The sequence below is a fragment of the Arthrobacter sp. NPDC057009 genome, assembly GCF_042673905.1.
Taxonomy (GTDB): domain Bacteria; phylum Actinomycetota; class Actinomycetes; order Actinomycetales; family Micrococcaceae; genus Arthrobacter.
The window spans coordinates 20,382-38,344 of record NZ_JBHUSB010000016.1 but is presented as its reverse complement, the minus strand read 5'-3'; the positions used below and the strand labels follow the sequence as shown (position 1 = coordinate 38,344).

Below are 17,963 nucleotides of genomic sequence, written 5' to 3'. Positions count from 1 at the left end.
CTCCTTGTCATGAGTTCCCCTGGGGAAGTTGCCGCAACAGCTGCTACGGGCATGAAGTCCGGAAGAAATTCATGCTTGTAATTCGGCCGGAGTAGCACTTTCCAGTGTGACTTGCGCCGCTGTCGTATGCAATGGGAACTTGTACCTCCGACGTTAGGCCTGCCACGGCCCAAGGTCAAAGACGTTCGCATGATTCGCGGGGCGTGTCGAAAGTTTCAGGCTTAACTTTAACCTTAACGTGACCTTAGCCGTCGAAATCCTCGGGTTCGACGTCGTCCAGGAACTCCCGGAACCGGCGCAGCTCACGCTCTTCCTCCACGGTGGGGCCGGGCTCTGTGTCCTCCCCCTCGTCGTGCTCGGTGATGCGCACGCCCGCCTCGTCCATGACAGAGTCGGCGCACCAGATCCGGCACTTGGCGCGCAGTGCGATGGCCAGGGCGTCGGATGCCCGGGAGCTCACCGTGGCCCCGTTGTCGAACTGCAGCTGGCCATAGAAGATGTTGTCCTCCACGGCGACGATGTTAACGCTGACGACGGAATGGCCCAGCGTCTCCACGACGTCCACCAGGAGGTCGTGGGTCATGGGCCGCGGCGGCACCACGCCCTGCTGGGCAAGTGCGATGGCACTGGCCTCCGGCGTTCCGATCCAGATGGGAACGTGCCGTTCCCCGTGCATCTCGCGGAGCAGAACCAGTGGCTGGTTGGAGGGCAGTTCGATGCGGACGCCCACAATCTCGACTTCGATCATCAGATTTCCATCCGCGAGATACGGTCCTGGACAAGGGCCCGGTGCAGGGTAAGGCACAGGTCGCTGATTTCCCGGGCGGCCTCAGCCGCACGGGCCTGAGACGCAGCATCCCTGCGCGAGGTCAGTGTGGCCACGGCGCGTTCCACGAGTCCGAACTCGCGCTCAGCGGCCGCCTGGAAGGGGCGAAGGTGCCGTGGCTCCAAGCCATGGCTCTCCAGCTGGACGCAGGCGCGGGCCACTTGGAGCGCGTGCTCGTCGAACTTGCCGTCGGTGTGTCCGATGAGGCCGAAGCTGAGCAGGGACTGCAGGAGCGGCACGCTGGCGCCGGACTCCGCGCGCAGCTGCTCCTCGCTGAGCCTGCGCGCCTTGTTCTGCAGCTCGGCGGCGAGCTCATCCGAGACGATCCGCGGGGAAACGGTAACCCCGGGCGGAAGGTTCTCGGGCCGCTCGCCCCTGTCGATGGCGTCAAGGTAATCCTTGATGACTTTGAGCGGCAGATACTGGTCGCGCTGCAGCGACAGGACAAAGCGCAGCCGTTCGACGTCGCTGTCCGAGTACTGACGGTAACCCGCGGGCGTGCGCCGGGGATTGATAAGCCCCTTTTCCTCCAGGAACCTGATTTTCGACGCCGTCATGCTCGGAAAGTCATCGCTCAACTGAGCGAGCACTTCCCCGATGTTCAGGACCAGCGGTCCCCGGCGCTCCGGTTGTGCCATTGCCACAGGCAGCCGCTCCGAATCAGACGCGTCCTGCTGCGCGGGCAGGGCTCAGGTAGAAGGTGAGGCGGAACTTGCCAATCTGGACTTCGTTTCCTGACCTCAGTTCCACGCTGTCCACGCGGTCATGGTTCACGTAGGTGCCGTTCAGGCTTCCGGTGTCCACCACCTCGAAGCTCCTGGCGGTGCGCCGGAACTCGACGTGGCGGCGGGAGACCGTCACGTCGTCGAGGAAAATGTCAGCATCCGGGTGCCGCCCGGCCGTGGTGACATCGGAGTCAAGAAGGAAACGGGCACCCGAGTTTGGCCCGCTGTGGGCCACGAGCAGGGCGGAGCCGGAGGGCAGCGCCTCAACAGCAGAGCGCTCCTCCGGGGAGAGCTTGGGTACGATCGTGGGCTCTTCATGGACCGGAGTGAGGTTAATCGAGGTGGTTTCCGAGGCCCTGCCCGCACCTGTGCCGTAATCGCCGTTGGTGTGGTTCTGTTTGCCGCCAACCATGGATTCCTCCTCCTTCGTTGCAGATGTCCCCCTGCAATCAACGCGTACCCGTCCGAAACTGCCTGGCAGCTCCGGTTTGCCGCCCGCCGTCCGGCCGTTGGATTCCATTTCTGGACTCCGCGGCCGGGCAACGGGACCGGTTAGCTTTAGCCTACCTGTTGTTCGTACTCCGATGCACTGAGCAGGGAATCCACCGCGTCAGCTTCGGCGAGCTTGACTTCAATCAGCCAGCCGTCGCCGTACGGATCCGAGTTGATCAGCGCCGAATCGGAGTCGAGTGCCTCGTTCCGGGCCACGATTTCCCCGGACACCGGAGCGTAAATGTCGCTGACGCTCTTGGTGGATTCAACCTCACCCACGACGTCGTTTGCCTTGACAGTGGTGCCGACTTCAGGCATCTGGGCGTAGACGACGTCCCCGAGGGCGTCCTGGGCGAAGTCGGTGATCCCCACGCGGACCACACCATCGGCATTCGGTGCGGACACCCATTCGTGTTCGGCGGTGTAGGACAGATCAGATGGAATGTTGCTCATCAGGGGCCTTTCATCGGGTCGATCACCAATGTCAACGGAGGCGAAGGGAACAGCCACCGGTTGAAAGTATATGCACAACTCCCTGGCTGCCGGATGTGCCATTATGCCCGCCTAACCGCCCACACCGGCAGCCCCTGTGGCAAAGTGGTGCCATGCCGGAACTACCCGAGGTTGCCGCACTCAGCACGTTCCTCGACACGCGGCTGCGCGGTGCGGTGCTGGAGAAGCTGCAGGTCCTGTCCGTGGCTGTGCTTAAGACGGCCGATCCTCCGTACACGGCGCTGGCGGGCCGGGCCATCTCCGGAGTGGAGCGGTTCGGTAAGTTCGTCAGCATCGACGCCGGCGGCCTGTATTTCGTCTTCCACCTCGCCAGGGCGGGCTGGGTCCGTTTCACTGAGAACCCTTCACCCGATCCGCTGCGGCCGGGCAAGGGCCCTATCGCCGCCCGCCTGCACTTTGCCGGGGCGGACGGCGGGAAGATTGGCATCGACCTGACCGAAGCCGGGACCAAGAAGGGCCTGGCAATCTACGTGGTGCCGAAACCAGAAGCTGTCCCCGGCATCGCCGAGCTCGGACCCGATCCGCTGGCCGCCGCGTTCACCCGGGAGATGTTCGCCGAGATCCTCGCCGGGCACCCGCACCAGATCAAAGGCGTACTGCGGAGCCAGAGTGTCATTGCCGGGATCGGCAACGCATACAGCGACGAAATCCTGCACGCAGCCAAAATCTCGCCGTTTGCCATGGCCAATTCCCTGGAGCCCGCGAAAGTCGGGGCTCTGTTCGACGCCATCCACACCGTTCTGGGAGCCGCAGTGGCGCAGGCCCAAGGAAAGGCGCCCGCCGACCTCAAGGATGCGAAACGGAGCGGCATGAACGTGCATGGCCGCGCCGGCCAGCCCTGCCCCGTATGCGGAGACACCGTCCGGGAGGTGTCCTTCGCGGATACCGCACTGCAGTACTGCCCGACCTGCCAGACCAACGGCAAAATCCTGGCCGACCGCAGGACATCGCGCTTCCTCAAGTAGGCAACAAAAAACCCCGCCAACCCTGTATGGGTTGGCGGGGTTTTGTTGTGGTCGGGCTGACAGGATTTGAACCTGCGACCCCTTGACCCCCAGTCAAGTGCGCTACCAAGCTGCGCTACAGCCCGTCAGTTCCGCCGTTCTCCGCCAGATGATTTTCCGAAGAATTTCATCTAAGCAGTCCGGCCGAACCACCTAGAAGAGCTTACACGATTCCGGAGGGTGTCAATGACAATTTCCGGCATTCGCTGCCCGGTGTGTCCTAATTAACGCTTCTTGCCGCGCTTTTCACGCACGCGCATGCTGACTTCAATGGGTGTTCCCTCGAAGCCGAAGGTTTCCCGCAGACGGCGGGTGATGAAGCGGCGGTAGCCCGGGTCCAGGAATCCTGTAGTGAACAGGACGAACTTCGGCGGCCGGCTGGATGCCTGCGTGCCGAAGAGGATGCGGGGCTGCTTGCCGCCCCGGACAGGGTGCGGGTGTGCGGCCACCAGCTCGCCCAGGAAGGCGTTGAGCCGTCCGGTGGGAATGCGCCGGTCCCAGTTTTCCAACGCCAGCTCGAGGGCAGGCACCAGGCGGTCCTTGTGCCAGCCGGTCTTGGCGGAGATGTTGACCCGCGGCGCCCACTCCACGTGCGCCAGGTCCTGCTCGATTTCGCGTTCCAGGTACCGGCGGCGTTCGTCGTCCAGCAGGTCCCACTTGTTGAACGCGAGCACCAGGGCACGGCCCGATTCGATGGCCAGCTGCAGGATACGGACGTCCTGCTCGCTCAGCACCTCATCAACAGCCAGCAGAACGACGGCGACCTCCGCCTTTTCCAGCGCGCTTTGGGTGCGGAGGGAGGCATAGAAGTCGGCGCCCTGGGCCATGTGCTGACGCCGGCGAATGCCGGCAGTGTCCACGAAGCGCCAGGTTTTGCCGCCGAGTTCGATGAATTCGTCAACGGGGTCCCGGGTGGTGCCGGCGGTGTTGTCCACCACCACGCGCTCGGAACCGGCCAGCTTGTTCAGCAGGGAGGACTTGCCGACGTTGGGGCGCCCGATCAGGGCGATCCGCCGGGGCCCGCCGGAGCGCTCGACGCCCTCGACCGTGGAAAACTCCGGGAGCGTGTCCATGACGTGGTCCAGCAGGTCCGCGACGCCCCGGCCGTGCAGCGCGGAGACGGGGTACGGCTCACCGAAGCCCAGGCCCCACAGGACTGCGGAGTCGGCCTCCTGCGCAAAGTCGTCCACCTTGTTGGCGACGAGGATGACGGGCTTCTTGCTCCGCCGAAGCATCTTCATGACGGCCTCGTCGGTGGCGGTTGCCCCCACGGCCGAATCGACGACGAACAGCACGGCATCGGCCAGTTCCACAGCCATTTCGGCCTGCTCCGCCACCCTGGCATGGATGCCGCGGGCATCGTGCTCCCAGCCGCCGGTGTCCACCACTGTGAAGTTCCGGCCGTTCCAGTCTGCCGAGTACATCACGCGGTCACGGGTTACGCCGGGCGTGTCCTCCACCACGGCCTCGCGGCGGCCGAGGATGCGGTTGACAAGGGTGGACTTGCCGACGTTCGGGCGGCCGATGATGGCCAGCACGGGGTCCAGCTTCAGCGGGCCCTCAAGCTCGTCCTCGTCGTGCAGGCCGCTGAGGAGCGCGGCGTCTTCCTCGTCGAGTTCGTAGTCTTCCAGGCCGGCGCGGAGGGAAGCGGCGCGGAGTTCCGCCTCGTCGTCGTCCATGGCCGCCAGATGTTCAGCCACCTGGTCTGTGCCGGTGGGCGTGTATTCGTCTTCGCCGGCGCCGGAGTGGCCGGAAGTTTGAGTCGTATCGCTCATTGCACTTTCCTTAGTGGTGGTCTGCCGGCTGTCCGGCTGCTGCGGTGGAACGTTGGTGCGGTTGGTCCGCTGCGGGCAGTGTCAGCCCGCTGAGCCGGACAGTGTTCCGGACATGCGCGGCCAGGGTGTCGCGGATTTCCGTCGCCGCCCTGTCCATTGAAGCACGGCCGGTTTCATCCGGATTCCGGCCGAGCGTGAGGGGCTTTCCGAAGCTGACGTGCAGCCTGCGGCCGGGTTTCGGGATGCTGTCCAGGTGTTCGCCGCCCTGCCGGGTACCGAGGATGGCCACCGGCACAACGACGGCGTCGGAATTCAGGGCCAGCCATGCCACCCCGTTACTGATGCCGGCCGCGGTGCCGCTCCCCCGGGTTCCCTCGGGCAGGATGCCGATGCAGCGGCCGGCGTCGAGCACGTCCTTGCTGAGCTGGAGGACGGACCGGTCGCCCCTGCGGTCAACCGGAAGCTGGCCCGACGCCGTCAGCACGCGGCCGAGGAAACCTTTGAACATCTCCTTCTTGACGAGGATGTGCATGGGGCGGGGCGCGGCACCGAACATGACGGGACCGTCGAGGAAGCTGATGTGGTTTCCTGCGAAGATGACTGGCCCCGCGGCGGGAACGTTGGATTGCCCGGTGACGGCCGTGCGGTAGACGACGTTGTTCAGGAACCGGCCGACCGGCCGGCTCCACGCCATGGTCCACGGCGCAGGTGTTTTGGCCGCGGACGTTTCCCTGGCGGCCGGCTTCCCGCTCCCTGGCGTCCCGGCGGGATCACTCATGGTTGATGACCTTGGTGACGATGCGCAGCGCGGCGGCCACGGTTTCCTCGAAATCCAGTTCCGAGGAATCCAACGTCACCACGCCGTCCGCCGCCTGGGTGAAGTTCACCACGGTCGAGTCTTTCGCGTCCCGCTGGGTCACCTGGGCGGCCAGCTGCTCGGCGCTTTGGGTTCCGCCGAGCTGGATCCCGCGGCGGCGGAGCCGCGCCTCCTCGCTGGCCGTGAGTAGCATGCGCACCTGGGCAGCAGGCGCGACGACGGTGGTGATGTCCCGGCCCTCCACCACCATGCGGCGGTTGTGCTGTTCGATCAGGGCACGCTGGCGGCGGATGAGTTCGGTGCGGGCGCCGAGCGTGGTGGCGACGGCGCTGACCGCTGAGGAGATGGCCGGCTCCCGGATGGCATCGGTGACGTCGGCGCCGTCGACGCGCACGAACTCGGTGTGCGGGCTGGTGCTGATGTCCAGTGGCAGTTCCTCGGCGGCGAGTTCCACGGCCGAGGCATCGGTGAGGTCCGTTCCGCGGTCGAGGCAGTACCAGGTGAGGGCACGGTACATGGCACCGGTGTCCAGGTAGGCAAGGCTGAGGCGGCGCGCCACTTCCTTGCTGACGCTGGACTTGCCCGAGCCGGACGGCCCGTCGATGGCCACCACCAGCGGACGGCCCAGCCGGAGGGCAGGCAAAGTGTCAAGGAGTTCTTGTGTCATTACTGAAGTACCCGCCATCCACGGTCGCTTAGTGCTTCTACAAGGAGGTCATGCGCGCTGGGCAGCACGGAGATCTCCACCATGCCCACATTCTGCCCGGACGAGTGGTCCAGACGGAGGTCTTCGAGGTTAACGCCGATCTCACCGATCTCTGTCAGCAGCCTGGCGATCTGGCCGGGCCGGTCATCAACCAGCACGGTGAGCCAGGAATACGCCTGCGGCGGTCCGCCATGCTTGCCCGGAATCCGGGCCTGCCCGGCATTGCCTTCACTCATCAGCTGGGCCAGGTCAAGACGGGCTCCGGCGGCCGCCGGGTCTTCCAGCGTTCCGATCAGCCGGTTGAGGTCCTCGCGCACGCCGTAAAGGATCTGCACCACCTTGCCGGCATTCGCTCCCAGGATCTGGACCCACAGCGTGGGGTCGCTGGCCGCGATGCGGGTGGTGTCGCGGAGCCCGTTCCCCGCGAGGGAGAGGGCGTGCATCGGAGTGTCCTGCAGCCGGCTGGCCAGCAGCGAGGACATCACCTGCGGCAGGTGGGAGACCAGGGCCACGGCCCCGTCATGTTCGTCGGCGGTGAACTGGGAAACGAAGGCACCGAGGTCGGTGGCCAGCGCACGCGCGGCCTGGACCGCTCCGGCCGAGGACTCCTCTGTGGGGCATACCACCCACGGCATGGAGGTGAAAAGCTCACCGCGGGCGGCCACCGGGCCGGATTTCTCGCGTCCGGCCATGGGATGGGTGCCCACGTAACGGCTGAGGTCCGCGCCGCGGCTGCGCAGGTCGCGCAGGATCGCCGCCTTGACGCTGGCGATGTCGACGACGGTGGCGTCCGGATAGTCAGCCAGCGCACGTTCCACAACATCCGCCGTGACATCCGGCGGCGATGCGACAACAACGAGTTCCGGGCTCTCGTCTTCGCCGAGGGCTGCCAGCGGCAGGCCGGCGCCGATGTCGACGGCGACTGCCTGGTTGGTGGGCGACGGGTCGGACAGGTAGACGGCGACGCCGCGGCCGCGCAGGCCGAGGCCGATGCTGGTCCCGAGCAGGCCCGTGCCAATGACGACGACCGGCCCATTCAGGTGTCCGCGGCCGTGCGTACGGAATGCCGACATTCCTTACAGCCCCACGGATGCCAGCAGGTGGCCGACTTCCTGCTTGCCCAGGTTGCGGATGCTTCCCTGGCGCTGGTCGCCGAGGCCGATGGGGCCGACCTTGACGCGCACCAGGCGCTGCACCGGGAAACCGACGGCGTCGAACAGGCGGCGGACAATGCGGTTCTTGCCGGAGTGCAGCACCACTTCGATCAGCACGTGGCCCGGGGTCGAGTCGACCAGCCGGAAGGAGTCGACGGAGGCGAAGCCGTCCTCAAGTTCGATGCCTTCCTTGAGCTGCGCGCCGATGCCCTGCGGGAACGGCCCGCGGACCTGGACCAGGTAGGTCTTGGGGACCTCGTAGGACGGGTGCGTCAGCCGGTTGGCAAGCTCGCCGTCGTTGGTCAGCAACAGCAGGCCCTCGGTGGCGACGTCCAGGCGGCCGACATGGAAGAGCCGTTCACCCTGGTTGTTGCGGATGTAGTCGCTGATGCAGGGACGGCCTTCGGGATCCTCCATGGTGGACACCACGCCCTTGGGCTTGTTGAACACCATGTACACCAGCGTGTCATCGAGCTGGATGCGCAGGCCGTCCACGTGGATGACGGCGGTCTTGGGATCGACGCGGACGCCGAGTTCGGTCACGACCTTGCCGTCGACCTCGACGCGGCCCTCGGCGATCATCTCTTCGCAGACGCGGCGCGAGGCGACGCCGGCGGAGGCCATGATCTTCTGCAGGCGGACGCCGTCGGCGTCGTGGAATTCAGACTGGGGCACGTCGGTGCGGGGCCCACGGCCGCGCGAGGGCCTGCGGACCGGTCCCAGGTTCTGGCCGAAGCGTTCGCTTCCGAAGGCGCGTGAACCCGCGGTCTTCGGGGCGGCGGATTTGGGCTTCAGCGCGCCGGGGGTCCCGGGCGCCTTGTTGGCGCCCGGCTTCCGGGCAGCGGCCGCCTTGCGTGCGCCGGCCTTGGCGGCACCTGCCCTGGGCGCGGGTGCTTTGGCGCCCGGCTTCCAGTCGCCTGCAGGCCGGCGGCCGGCAGGGGCCTCGTCGGGATCGATGAAGCGCTCCTCGCGGGGCTTGGCCTTGTATGTGCGGTCGCCGAAGGGACGGTCGCCGCCCTTGGGGAAGTCGCGCTTCCCGGCGCCCGCACTGCGGCCCTGTGCTGCGCCGCGCGCGGCGTTGCGGTCCGGACCTTTGCGTCCGGAGCTGTTACGTGGTGAACCCTGGCGTCCCGCCTGTGTCATGACCCGTCCTCTGTGATTTTGGCCGGCAAAGGTTGTCCAAAGACAACACTAGCCAGCCGTGCAGAATAAATCTGCCCTGGTAAAAACTGCTCCGCAGGCGTGCCCGCCTACATTCTCTCGGCGTCGTAAAACTCTTCAATTCCCTCAAGCCCCGGGAGGTGCGGTGAAAGCTGAGGCAGCTCAGCCACCGATCCGATTCCCATGCGTTCAAGGAAGTACGACGTCGTGCGGTACAGGACAGCGCCCGATTCCGGATCCGTTCCGGCATCCTCGATCAGTCCGCGCTGCGTCAGCGTCCGCACAACAGAGTCAACGTTGACTCCGCGAATTGCAGACACCCTTGCCCGGGACACCGGCTGCCGATAGGCAATGACGGCGAGTGTCTCAAGCGCCGCCTGGGTCAGCCTGGCCGTCTGCCCCTCCAGGACGAAGGCACCGACGACGTCGGCGAATTCAGCCCGTGAGTAGATGCGCCAGCCGCCGGCGACATTCCGCAATTCAAAACCCCGGGGACTGGAAGTGACCTCATGCTGAGATCCACTGCTGCCAGTTTCCATAACCGGGGCTTTAACAGTATAGCCGTCATAGTCGCGCTGCAGGTCCAGCAGCAGCGCCTCGACGGCAGCCACCGTCAGGTTGAGTCCGGCGGCAAGGTCTGCAGCGGAGGCCGGCTCGTCCAGCACCATCAGCACCGCCTCAAGCGCGGCGCGTTCCCGGCCGGTTACTGGATCCGTCATTGCTGCTCCTCGTATTCCTCGCTCAGGTGCTCGCTTGTCCACCCGGTGCCGGCCGCAGTCCAGCGCACGGTGAGGTCGCCGAGCGGCGCAACCTGGTCAAATGCCACCACCTGGTCCCTGAACAGCTCCAGCAGTGCCAGGAAGCGCGCCACCACAACCAGGGTGGATTCGGCGTCGGCGATCAGGGCGCGGAAGGTCAGGGGCCGGCCCTCCTGCAGCCGCAGTCCGATCAGCTCCGCCTGTTCGCGCACACTTACCGGGCTTCCGTGCAGGTGGGCGACGCCCACCTCGGTCGGCACCGGAGCCTTGGGCTTAAGCGCGGCCTCGGCCATCGCCGCGAACTGTGCGGGACTGTGCTTCCAGACGAGGTCCGGCAGCATGGCGGCGAAGTGTTCCTCGAGGGCCACTTGCCGGGGATATCGGCGGGATTCCAGTTCCAGTGTGGCATCCATCAGCGCCGCGACCTGTTTGAAGGCCTTGTACTGCAGGAGCCGGGCAAAGAGGAGGTCCCGGGCCTCGAGGAGGGCGATGTCGTCGTCGTCCTCCACCTCGCCTGCAGGCAGCAGGCGCGCTGCCTTCAGGTCCAGGAGCGTGGCCGCGATGACGAGGAACTCACTGGCCTCATCGAGCGCCCACTCCTCCCCCAGTTCCTGCAGGTTACGGATGTACCGGATGAACTCGTCGGTGACAGTGGCAAGCGCCACCTCGGTGATGTCCAGCTGGTGCTTGGAGATCAGTCCCAGCAGGAGGTCGAATGGGCCGCTGAAGTTGGCCAGGCGTACTTCGAAGCCGGACCGCCTGGTTTCAGCGGGTGGCGTTGCCGGCTCTGCGGTCATCCGGGCTAGGGCGCGCCGCCGCGCGAAATCAGTTCCTTGGCGAGGCGGCGGTAGGCGTCGGCACCCACATGGTTTCCGGCGTAGCTCGTGATGGGTTCGGCGGCGACGGTGGCGTCGGCGAACTTGATGGACCGCTTGATGACGGTCTCGAAGACCTTGTCCCCGAAGGCCTCAACCAGGCGGCTGATGACTTCACGGCTGTGCAGCGTGCGGGCGTCATACATCGTGGCCAGTACGCCGTCCACCTGCAGCCGCGGGTTGAGGCGGTCCTGGACCTTGTCGATGGTTTCGACCAGCAGGGCCACCGCGCGCAGGGCGAAGAATTCGCAGATGAGCGGAATGATCACACCATGGGCTGCGGTCAGCGCGTTGACGGTGAGCAGGCCGAGGGAAGGCTGGCAGTCGATAAGCACGACGTCGTATTCGTCCTCGACCTTCTTCAATGCCCGGTCCAGCACCTGCTCACGGGCCACCTCGTTCACCAGCTGCACTTCGGCAGCGGACAGGTCGATGTTGGCGGGCAGCAGGTCCACGTTCTCCACACCTGTCTGGTGGATCGCCTCGCGGATGTCGATCTTGCGGTCCATCAGGACGTTGTAGACAGTCAGGTCGAGTTCGTGGGGGTTGACGCCGAGCCCGGCCGACAGGGCACCTTGGGGATCAAAGTCCACCAGGAGCACGCGGCGGCCGTATTCGGCGAGTGCTGCGGCCAGGTTGATGGTGGAGGTGGTTTTACCCACCCCGCCCTTCTGGTTGACCATGGCTATGACGCGGGCCGGTCCATGGGAGGACAGCGGCGCGGGCTCCGGAAAATCGCGGTGGGGGCGGCCTGTGGGACCCATGACGGCGTCTTCCAGGTCGAGTTCCGTGCCTTCCAGAGTTGCTGAACCCTGTTCGCTGCTCACGTATCTATCCACACTTTCGATGACGGTGATTTCTTCTGCCGCTGTCTGCCAGCGCCCCTGCTTCTTCCACCCCAAGGTTACAGCGCCCGACACGGCATTCCATGGACCTTGACTTTTGATGGCGTTTGAGCCTTGACCTTGTACTTGAGGTCGAAGGTTACTGCCGGGCAGCAACGAAACCGCCCGCACAGGCAGGGCCTGTGCGGGCGGTTTCGTTGTGTCTGTGCTGGCGCCGGGCCCTTTAGGCCTTGGCGGCGGCGGCGATGGATTCTGGCGTTTCCGCCACGCCGTGGTGGTGCGCCACCATCGTCTGTTCGTCGAACGGATCCTGGCCGGTCAGCACGAGGTTCACCTGTTCGCCGTCGATCTCCTTGACCCAGGTGCCGATCAGCAGGGTGGCGACGGCGTTGCCGGTGAAGTTGGTCAGTGCACGGGCCTCGGACATGAAGCGGTCGATGCCCACGATCATGCCGACGCCGCCGAGGAGTTCCGGCTTGTGGGCCTGCAGGCCTGCAGCGAGCGTTGCCAGGCCGGCGCCGGTGACACCGGCTGCGCCCTTGGAGGCGATGATCATGAAGACCAGCAGGGAGATCTGCGCGCCGAGGTCCAGCGGGGTTCCCATCGCGTTGGCCACGAAGAGCGACGCCATGGTCAGGTAGATGGCCGTGCCGTCCAGGTTGAAGGAGTAGCCGGTCGGGACCGTCACGCCGACTACCGGCTTGGAGACACCCAGGTGCTCCATCTTGGCGATGAGGCGCGGCAGGGCGGCTTCGGAGGAGGACGTCGAGAAGATCAGCAGGTACTCGCGGGCCAGGTACTTCATCAGCTTGAAGATGTTCACGCCGGTGACCACCTGCAGCAGGCCGCCGAGGATGACGACGATGAACACCGCACACGTGATGTAGAAGGCGATCATCAGGGTGAACATGCTCACGATTGCCTGGAAGCCGGTGGCGCCAACCACGGCAGCGATGGCACCGAACGCACCCAGCGGGGCGAGCCACATGATCATGATCAGGATGCGGAACACCAGTGCCTGGCCGTAGCCGATGGCCTTCAGGATCGGGGCACCCTGCGGCCCCATCCTCTGCAGTGCGAAACCTACGAGAATAGCGGCCAGAAGCGTGGGAAGCACCGGAATGTCCCCGGGGATGATGCCGAGCAGGAAGTCCACCGTGCTGTCCGTGGAGGCCTTCTTGTTGGGATCATAGGGCGTCAGCTGGAGCCCCTCACCCGGGTGGATCAGGTTGCCGACCACGAGGCCGATGGCCAGGGCGAATGTGGACATGAGGACGAAGTAGCCCAGGGCCAGACCGCCGACCTTACCCACCGTGGCCGCCTTGGCGATCGAGCCGATGCCCAGCACGATGGTGCAGAAGATGACCGGGGCGATCATCATCTTGATCAGCTTGATGAAGCCGTCACCGAGGGGCTTGAGTGATTTTCCGACCTCGGGGAACAGCAGCCCCACCAGAGCGCCGAGGACGACCGCGGCGATAACGGCGATGTACAGGTAATGGGACTTGTCGAGTCCCTTACGCTGGGCTTTAGCCGGCGCTGCCGACTCTCCTCGTTGAGAAGCCATCTTGTCTCTCCTTATGGATAATCTGGAAGACGCTTCGGCACAATCTCTGGGCTCCGCGCGTCGGTCCCTTGTGACTTCCATCATTCGCCACGGGGTGACTTGGCTCACCGTTGCGTTCATATTGGTCATGGGAGGTGTTGATGATCCACCGCTGGAGCATTGCCAGGCGGCTGTTCGTGGCGAACCTGCTGTTCATGCTGACCCTCACGGCCTTCGTGGGTACTGCCGTTTTCGTTGACGCCCGGGACCACGCCTACGAGGAGGCGGGCAGCCGGATGGGGGTCCTGGCGACATCCATCGCCGACAACCCTCTGGTTCTGCAGGCCGCCGGTACGGCGAACCCGTCGGCGCAGCTGCAGCCTTATACACAGAAGGTCATGGACCATGCCGGGGCGGACTTCATCACCATCATGGCGCCGGACCGGACGCGGTGGACGCACCCGCGCGGCGAGGAACTGGGCCGCCCCTACATCGGTTCGATCGAGCAGGCCCTCCAGGGCCGCGTCTTCACCGAGATCACCGCCGGAACGCTGGGGCCGTCGGTGCGGACGATTGCCCCGGTGAAGGACGACCGCGGTGCAGTCCGCGCGCTCGTGGCCGCCGGGGTGACCGTCAATACGGTGGATGTGGCCTTGTCCGGCAGGCTGCCTGCGCTGTTGGCCGTATCCGGCTCGCTGCTGGTGGGCGGATCGCTCGCGTCCTGGTTCCTTGGCCGCTACCTGCGGCGGGTGACCAGGGGGTGGGGACCCGAGCAGCTGGCCCAGCTTTTCGCCTACTACGAATCAGTGCTCCACTCAGTCCGGGAAGGTGTTGTCCTGATAGATCCCGCCGGAAGGGTGGTCATCTACAACGACCAGGCTGCAGAATTGCTGGGGCTGGAGCCGCGGGAAGCGGAGGACGACCACGAAGCCACGCCGCAGCTCGCCGACCTGCCGTTGGCTCCCAGCTTGAAGGAGCTTTTTGAGTCGGGGCGGACGGCCCAGGATGAAATCCATCTCACCAATGACGGCGTGCTGGTGGTTAATCAGCGCCCGGCAGTGGGTCCAGGCTCCTCCGCCGAACGGCAGCGGGGCCGGTTGTTCGGTACCGTTGCCACCATCCGCGACCGCACCGAGATCGAATCACTGGGCACCGAACTGGAGAGCATGCGGACCCTTTCCGATGCCCTCCGGGCCCAGACCCACGAGCACGCCAACCGGCTGCACACCATGGTCTCCCTCCTGGAGCTCGGACGGACCGATGAGGCCCTCGACTTCGCTACGAAGGACCTCGAGCTGAGCCAGCAGCTGACGGACGACGTGGTCGGTTCGGTCCAGGAACCTGTGCTGAGCGCGCTGGTTATGGGCAAGGCGGCCCAGGCCCATGAGCGCGGCGTGGAGCTGGTGGTCGAGGCTGCCGGGCCTGCCCTCGCTGGAGACCTGGCCGTACAGGACCTCGTCACCGTCCTCGGCAACCTGCTCGACAACGCCATTGACGCCGCCGCGGATGCCCCCGGGCCAAGGCGGGTGGAGCTCCGGGTGGACACGTCGAGTGGCGGGCTGAAAATTACAGTGCAGGATACGGGCAAGGGCATTGACCCCTCCGCCGTGGACGACGTGTTCCGCTACGGTTTCAGCACCAAGCAGGCAGGGGCGTTCGGCCGCGGCCTTGGCCTCGCCCTGGTGAAACAGGCCGTCCAGCGCCTGGCCGGTACCATGACCATCAGCAGCGCGAGCACTGGCGGCGCCCGTTTCGACATCGTGCTTCCTGCCAGCGCCGATTCCGACCCATTGACCGCAGATACACTTCCCCACGGCGCCTTCCCGCCCAGCACTTTCCCCTCAAGCACTTTCCGGCCCAGTACGGCCACACCGAGTCTCCCGGAGGAGCATACGTGACAGACATCCGAGTCCTCGTCGTCGAGGACGAGCCCGTCGCAGCTGCGGCACATGCCGCCTACGTGGGCAGGGTGAACGGCTTCGCGCTGGCGGGAACCGCCCCGGACGGCCAGTCGGCGCTCCGGATGCTCACCGAGTTCTCGGCCGCCGGCACTCCGGTGGAGCTGGTACTGCTCGATATGAACCTGCCGGACCTGCATGGCCTGGACATCGCCCGGCGGATGCGCTCCGCCGGGCACTTCGCGGACATCATCGCAATCACAGCTGTTCGGGAGCTGGCGATTGTGCGCAGCGCTGTCTCCATCGGCGTCGTGCAGTACCTCATTAAGCCGTTCACTTACGCGACGTTCGCGGACAAGCTGGAGAGTTACCGGCAGTTCCGTGACCAGCTAGCGGGACCGCAGGCGGGGTCAGCGAAAGCAGCAGCGTCGCAGAGTGACGTGGACCAGGCTTTCGCCAGCCTGCGGGCCCCGTCCGAGCTGCCGTTGCCGAAAGGCTTGGCCCCCTCAACGCTCGACGCCGTCCGCGACTTTATGAAGGAACAGCCCGGCGCCGTCTCTGCCACTGAGGTCATGACCGCGCTGGGCATGTCGAGGGTCACCGCCCGCCGCTACCTCGAGTACCTCGCCGACGCCGGAACGGTGTCGCGGACGGCCCGGTACGGCGCCCCGGGCCGCCCGGAGAACGAGTACCGCTGGTCCCGGGCCTGACGATTACCGGTAGCGATGGAAAGAGCACCTCTAGGCGGCCGTGGGTGAGGACCAGTAAGGCCAGGGATCCTGAGGCAGGGGTGGATCCAGATCGTCGAGAGCCATTGGAGTCTCGATCCCCGTGGAGTTGTCGGCATCGTCTGGCGGATCCGGAGAGTCAAGCCAGGCGGGCGGTTCCGGCACCTCTTGGCCGGGTGGCGCGCCGAACCAGTCGGGTGGTTCCGGCAAGGCGCGGCCTGGTGGCAGTTCCGGGCAGTCTTGGCTGGGTGGCGCGTCGGACCAGCGCTGCTCAAAGTCGTTGGGCGCAAAGTTGTCCGGGTCAAAGTTGTCCGGCGCAAAGTTGTCTGGCACAAAGTTGTCTGGCCAGGTGGGTGGTTCCCAGTCCTGGTGTTCGGCGGGGTAATGGCGCCCGGATGGGGAGATCCAGCCGGGCGGGTTTTGCCGGGTGGCGCCGACCGGTCTCCACGCCGTGGCGTGTTTCAGTCTGTGGTGTTTGGGGCAGGGCTGGCCGAGGTTGGCCACGCCGGTGCCGCCGCCGTCGGCCCAGGCGAGGATGTGGTCGGCGTCGTTGTCCAGGGAATGGTTGGTGCAGTTGGGGAAGGTGCATTTGGCGTCCCGGAGGCGCAGCCATTGCCGCATGGGTTTGGTGAGCCGGTAGCTGGTGCGCCCGATCTCCAGTGGCGCCCCGTCGCGGGGGTCGGTCAGGACCCGGAAGAACGACGTTGCGCCGTCGGCGACGAGCCGGCGGGCCATGGACGCGGGGATCGGCCCGTACCCGTCGAGTGTGGCAGGTTCCTCGGTCTGGCCGAGCAGCGAGAACACCGGAACCGTGACCAGCACCTGCGCCTGCGCCTGCGGGGACGGCACCTCACCGGCCGTCATCTCGCCGGCAGGGACGGAACCTCCGCGCAAGGAGCCTCCTTGCCCGGAACCAGCTGCCCCACCGGCAATCCCCGGGGCTGGACGGAGCAGCGAAGTGGAAAAGACATCGGCCCGGAGCTGGCTCAGGGTGCGGGTTTCGTTCGGCCCTTGAAGACCACGCGCTATGGCGGTGGTGCGGTTCCAGATCCCGGCGGCCTGGTCCGCGGGCAGGAACGCCGAGAACCAGGCCATGCCGTCCCGGTCCGGGTAGTACTCCAGCCGCCGGTCCTTCACGCTCCTGGAATGCCGGGTTTCAATACTGTCCGGGTGGTGCCGTTCCCGCCAAGACCGGGCCTTCGCCCGGAACCTGCCCGGTGCCAGCTCCCCGGCAAAACAGCCCCGCGCCGCGTTCGGAGCATCAGGATCCAGGAAGTGGGCTTCGAACGCTGCGGCCGCTTCCGGTGACAGCCCTTCGGTCTCATCGCACATGATCCGCGCGTGCTGCCACGAAATACGGCCCACCTGCAGCGCGGCAAGAGTCAACGGCCGCTCCGTGGCCAGGATCTGCGCCTCACACAGCAACGCACCGGCACTGCGCTCACTCACCCTCAGGGCACCGGCCACCTCAGCCGTCACAGACATCTCCCGTGCCGTCGGGTCCTGCCCGCCTGCACCCGGGGCCGCCATCGCCGCGTCCGCCGCGACGTATCCGGTGGCCAGCTGCACCTTCACAGCCGCAAGCCGCGCCTCCATCCCGCCCACCACCCTCAGGCCGTCCAGGCATGCAGTCGCCTGCTCCCCAAGAGGATCAACCGGATCCGGCTGGAAATCCCCGCCTGCCGCACCCGGGTCAGCAGCCCTCCGCAGCCCGGCAGCCAGCGCCAAAGCCGAGGCCCCAAGAGCCTCCAACGCCTCCGCAGCAGCCACGCTGTTATCCATACCCCCAGTATGAGAAGGGGCACTGACATTCTTAGCCAGGTCATCGGAGGTGACCCCGCTGACCCAGCCACCGCCGTCGCTCCCTGATAGAGAAGCCAACCCGCCGGCACCGGGCCCTACGGCCCGGTCTGCGGAGAGTCCCCCAATACCTTCCATAGACCCATTGTGATCAGGGGCACTGACATTCTTGCCCGCGCGATCGGAGGTGACCCCGCTGACCCAGCCACCGCCGTCGCTCCCTCTTACAGAAGCCAACCCGCCGGCACCGGGCCCTACGGCCCGGTCTGCGGAGAGTCCCCCAATACCTTCCATAGACCCATTGTGATCAGGGGCACTGACATTCTTGCCCGCGCGAACG

17 protein-coding genes, 1 tRNA gene and 1 pseudogene are annotated in these 17,963 nt (G+C 66.0%); 4 read left to right on the top strand and 15 right to left on the bottom strand.

The features are described 5' to 3' along the window. Nucleotides 1–244 precede the first annotated feature (244 nt). From ACFTR6_RS16180 to gcvH, 4 genes are all read right to left on the bottom strand, one after another. Complete coding sequence (locus ACFTR6_RS16180) at nt 245–748, bottom strand: bifunctional nuclease family protein (RefSeq protein WP_076798054.1); 504 nt, start codon at nt 746–748, stop codon at nt 245–247. Further along, nucleotides 748–1,464 (bottom strand): MerR family transcriptional regulator, encoded by a 717-nt coding sequence (locus ACFTR6_RS16175; protein WP_043418625.1) that lies wholly within the window; start codon nt 1,462–1,464, stop codon nt 748–750. The genes ACFTR6_RS16180 and ACFTR6_RS16175 overlap by 1 nt, the downstream gene beginning before the upstream one ends. Before the next feature lie 22 nt (nt 1,465–1,486). Further along, a complete protein-coding gene (locus ACFTR6_RS16170; RefSeq protein ID WP_076798055.1) occupies nt 1,487–1,963 on the bottom strand; it encodes an FHA domain-containing protein in 477 nt (158 codons plus the stop codon). A gap of 146 nt (nt 1,964–2,109) precedes the next feature. Continuing rightward, nucleotides 2,110–2,496, bottom strand: coding sequence for a glycine cleavage system protein GcvH (gene gcvH / locus ACFTR6_RS16165; protein WP_076798056.1), 387 nt, complete (start codon nt 2,494–2,496; stop codon nt 2,110–2,112). Between the two features lie 152 nt (nt 2,497–2,648). Here gcvH and ACFTR6_RS16160 point away from each other — a divergent pair, with 152 nt between their 5' ends. Next, nucleotides 2,649–3,521: an Fpg/Nei family DNA glycosylase gene (locus ACFTR6_RS16160; RefSeq protein WP_076798057.1), complete on the top strand. Its 873-nt coding sequence runs from the start codon at nt 2,649–2,651 to the stop codon at nt 3,519–3,521. Between the two features lie 48 nt (nt 3,522–3,569). Here ACFTR6_RS16160 and ACFTR6_RS16155 read toward each other — a convergent pair. From ACFTR6_RS16155 to ACFTR6_RS16110, 10 genes are all read right to left on the bottom strand, one after another. Further along, a tRNA-Pro gene (locus ACFTR6_RS16155) sits at nt 3,570–3,646 on the bottom strand. 138 nt (nt 3,647–3,784) lie between these two features. Beyond that, complete coding sequence (gene der, locus ACFTR6_RS16150; RefSeq protein ID WP_087874125.1) at nt 3,785–5,335, bottom strand: ribosome biogenesis GTPase Der; 1,551 nt, start codon at nt 5,333–5,335, stop codon at nt 3,785–3,787. A 10-nt stretch (nt 5,336–5,345) separates the two neighbouring features. Further along, nucleotides 5,346–6,029, bottom strand: a complete 684-nt coding sequence (locus ACFTR6_RS16145; protein WP_377958659.1) for a lysophospholipid acyltransferase family protein — start codon at nt 6,027–6,029, stop codon at nt 5,346–5,348. Nucleotides 6,030–6,105: 76 nt separating this feature from the next. Beyond that, nucleotides 6,106–6,819, bottom strand: coding sequence for a (d)CMP kinase (gene cmk / locus ACFTR6_RS16140; protein ID WP_076798060.1), 714 nt, complete (start codon nt 6,817–6,819; stop codon nt 6,106–6,108). Next, nucleotides 6,819–7,931, bottom strand: coding sequence for a prephenate dehydrogenase (locus ACFTR6_RS16135; protein ID WP_076798061.1), 1,113 nt, complete (start codon nt 7,929–7,931; stop codon nt 6,819–6,821). Before ACFTR6_RS16135 ends, cmk begins: the two co-directional genes overlap by 1 nt. A 3-nt stretch (nt 7,932–7,934) precedes the next feature. Next, the gene (locus ACFTR6_RS16130) at nt 7,935–9,155 is read right to left on the bottom strand and encodes a pseudouridine synthase (RefSeq protein ID WP_377958623.1); all 1,221 of its coding nucleotides are present in this window, start codon (nt 9,153–9,155) and stop codon (nt 7,935–7,937) included. A 107-nt stretch (nt 9,156–9,262) separates the two neighbouring features. Continuing rightward, entirely contained in the window at nt 9,263–9,892 is a 630-nt protein-coding gene (locus ACFTR6_RS16125) for an SMC-Scp complex subunit ScpB (protein ID WP_377958622.1), read from the bottom strand. Then, complete coding sequence (locus ACFTR6_RS16120) at nt 9,889–10,728, bottom strand: segregation and condensation protein A (RefSeq protein WP_377958621.1); 840 nt, start codon at nt 10,726–10,728, stop codon at nt 9,889–9,891. Before ACFTR6_RS16120 ends, ACFTR6_RS16125 begins: the two co-directional genes overlap by 4 nt. Before the next feature lie 5 nt (nt 10,729–10,733). Next, nucleotides 10,734–11,633 carry a ParA family protein gene (locus ACFTR6_RS16115; protein ID WP_003801831.1) on the bottom strand — a complete coding sequence of 300 codons (900 nt, stop codon included), beginning with the start codon at nt 11,631–11,633 and terminating at the stop codon, nt 10,734–10,736. A gap of 241 nt (nt 11,634–11,874) precedes the next feature. Beyond that, a complete protein-coding gene (locus ACFTR6_RS16110) occupies nt 11,875–13,218 on the bottom strand; it encodes a cation:dicarboxylate symporter family transporter (RefSeq protein ID WP_076798065.1) in 1,344 nt (447 codons plus the stop codon). A 140-nt stretch (nt 13,219–13,358) separates the two neighbouring features. Between ACFTR6_RS16110 and ACFTR6_RS16105 the strand changes: the two genes are divergently transcribed. The 3 genes from ACFTR6_RS16105 to ACFTR6_RS16095 all read left to right on the top strand — a co-directional run bounded on the left by ACFTR6_RS16105 (nt 13,359) and on the right by ACFTR6_RS16095 (nt 16,208). Then, nucleotides 13,359–15,095, top strand: a complete 1,737-nt coding sequence (locus tag ACFTR6_RS16105) for an ATP-binding protein (RefSeq protein WP_377958620.1) — start codon at nt 13,359–13,361, stop codon at nt 15,093–15,095. Further along, a complete protein-coding gene (locus ACFTR6_RS16100; protein WP_087874134.1) occupies nt 15,092–15,805 on the top strand; it encodes a response regulator in 714 nt (237 codons plus the stop codon). Before ACFTR6_RS16105 ends, ACFTR6_RS16100 begins: the two co-directional genes overlap by 4 nt. 121 nt (nt 15,806–15,926) lie before the next feature. Beyond that, entirely contained in the window at nt 15,927–16,208 is a 282-nt protein-coding gene (locus ACFTR6_RS16095; protein WP_377958658.1) for a pentapeptide repeat-containing protein, read from the top strand. A 221-nt stretch (nt 16,209–16,429) separates the two neighbouring features. Here ACFTR6_RS16095 and ACFTR6_RS16090 read toward each other — a convergent pair. After that, nucleotides 16,430–17,419 (bottom strand): annotated as a pseudogene (locus ACFTR6_RS16090) (DUF222 domain-containing protein); the annotation flags it as partial. Between the last annotated feature and the right edge of the window lie 544 nt (nt 17,420–17,963).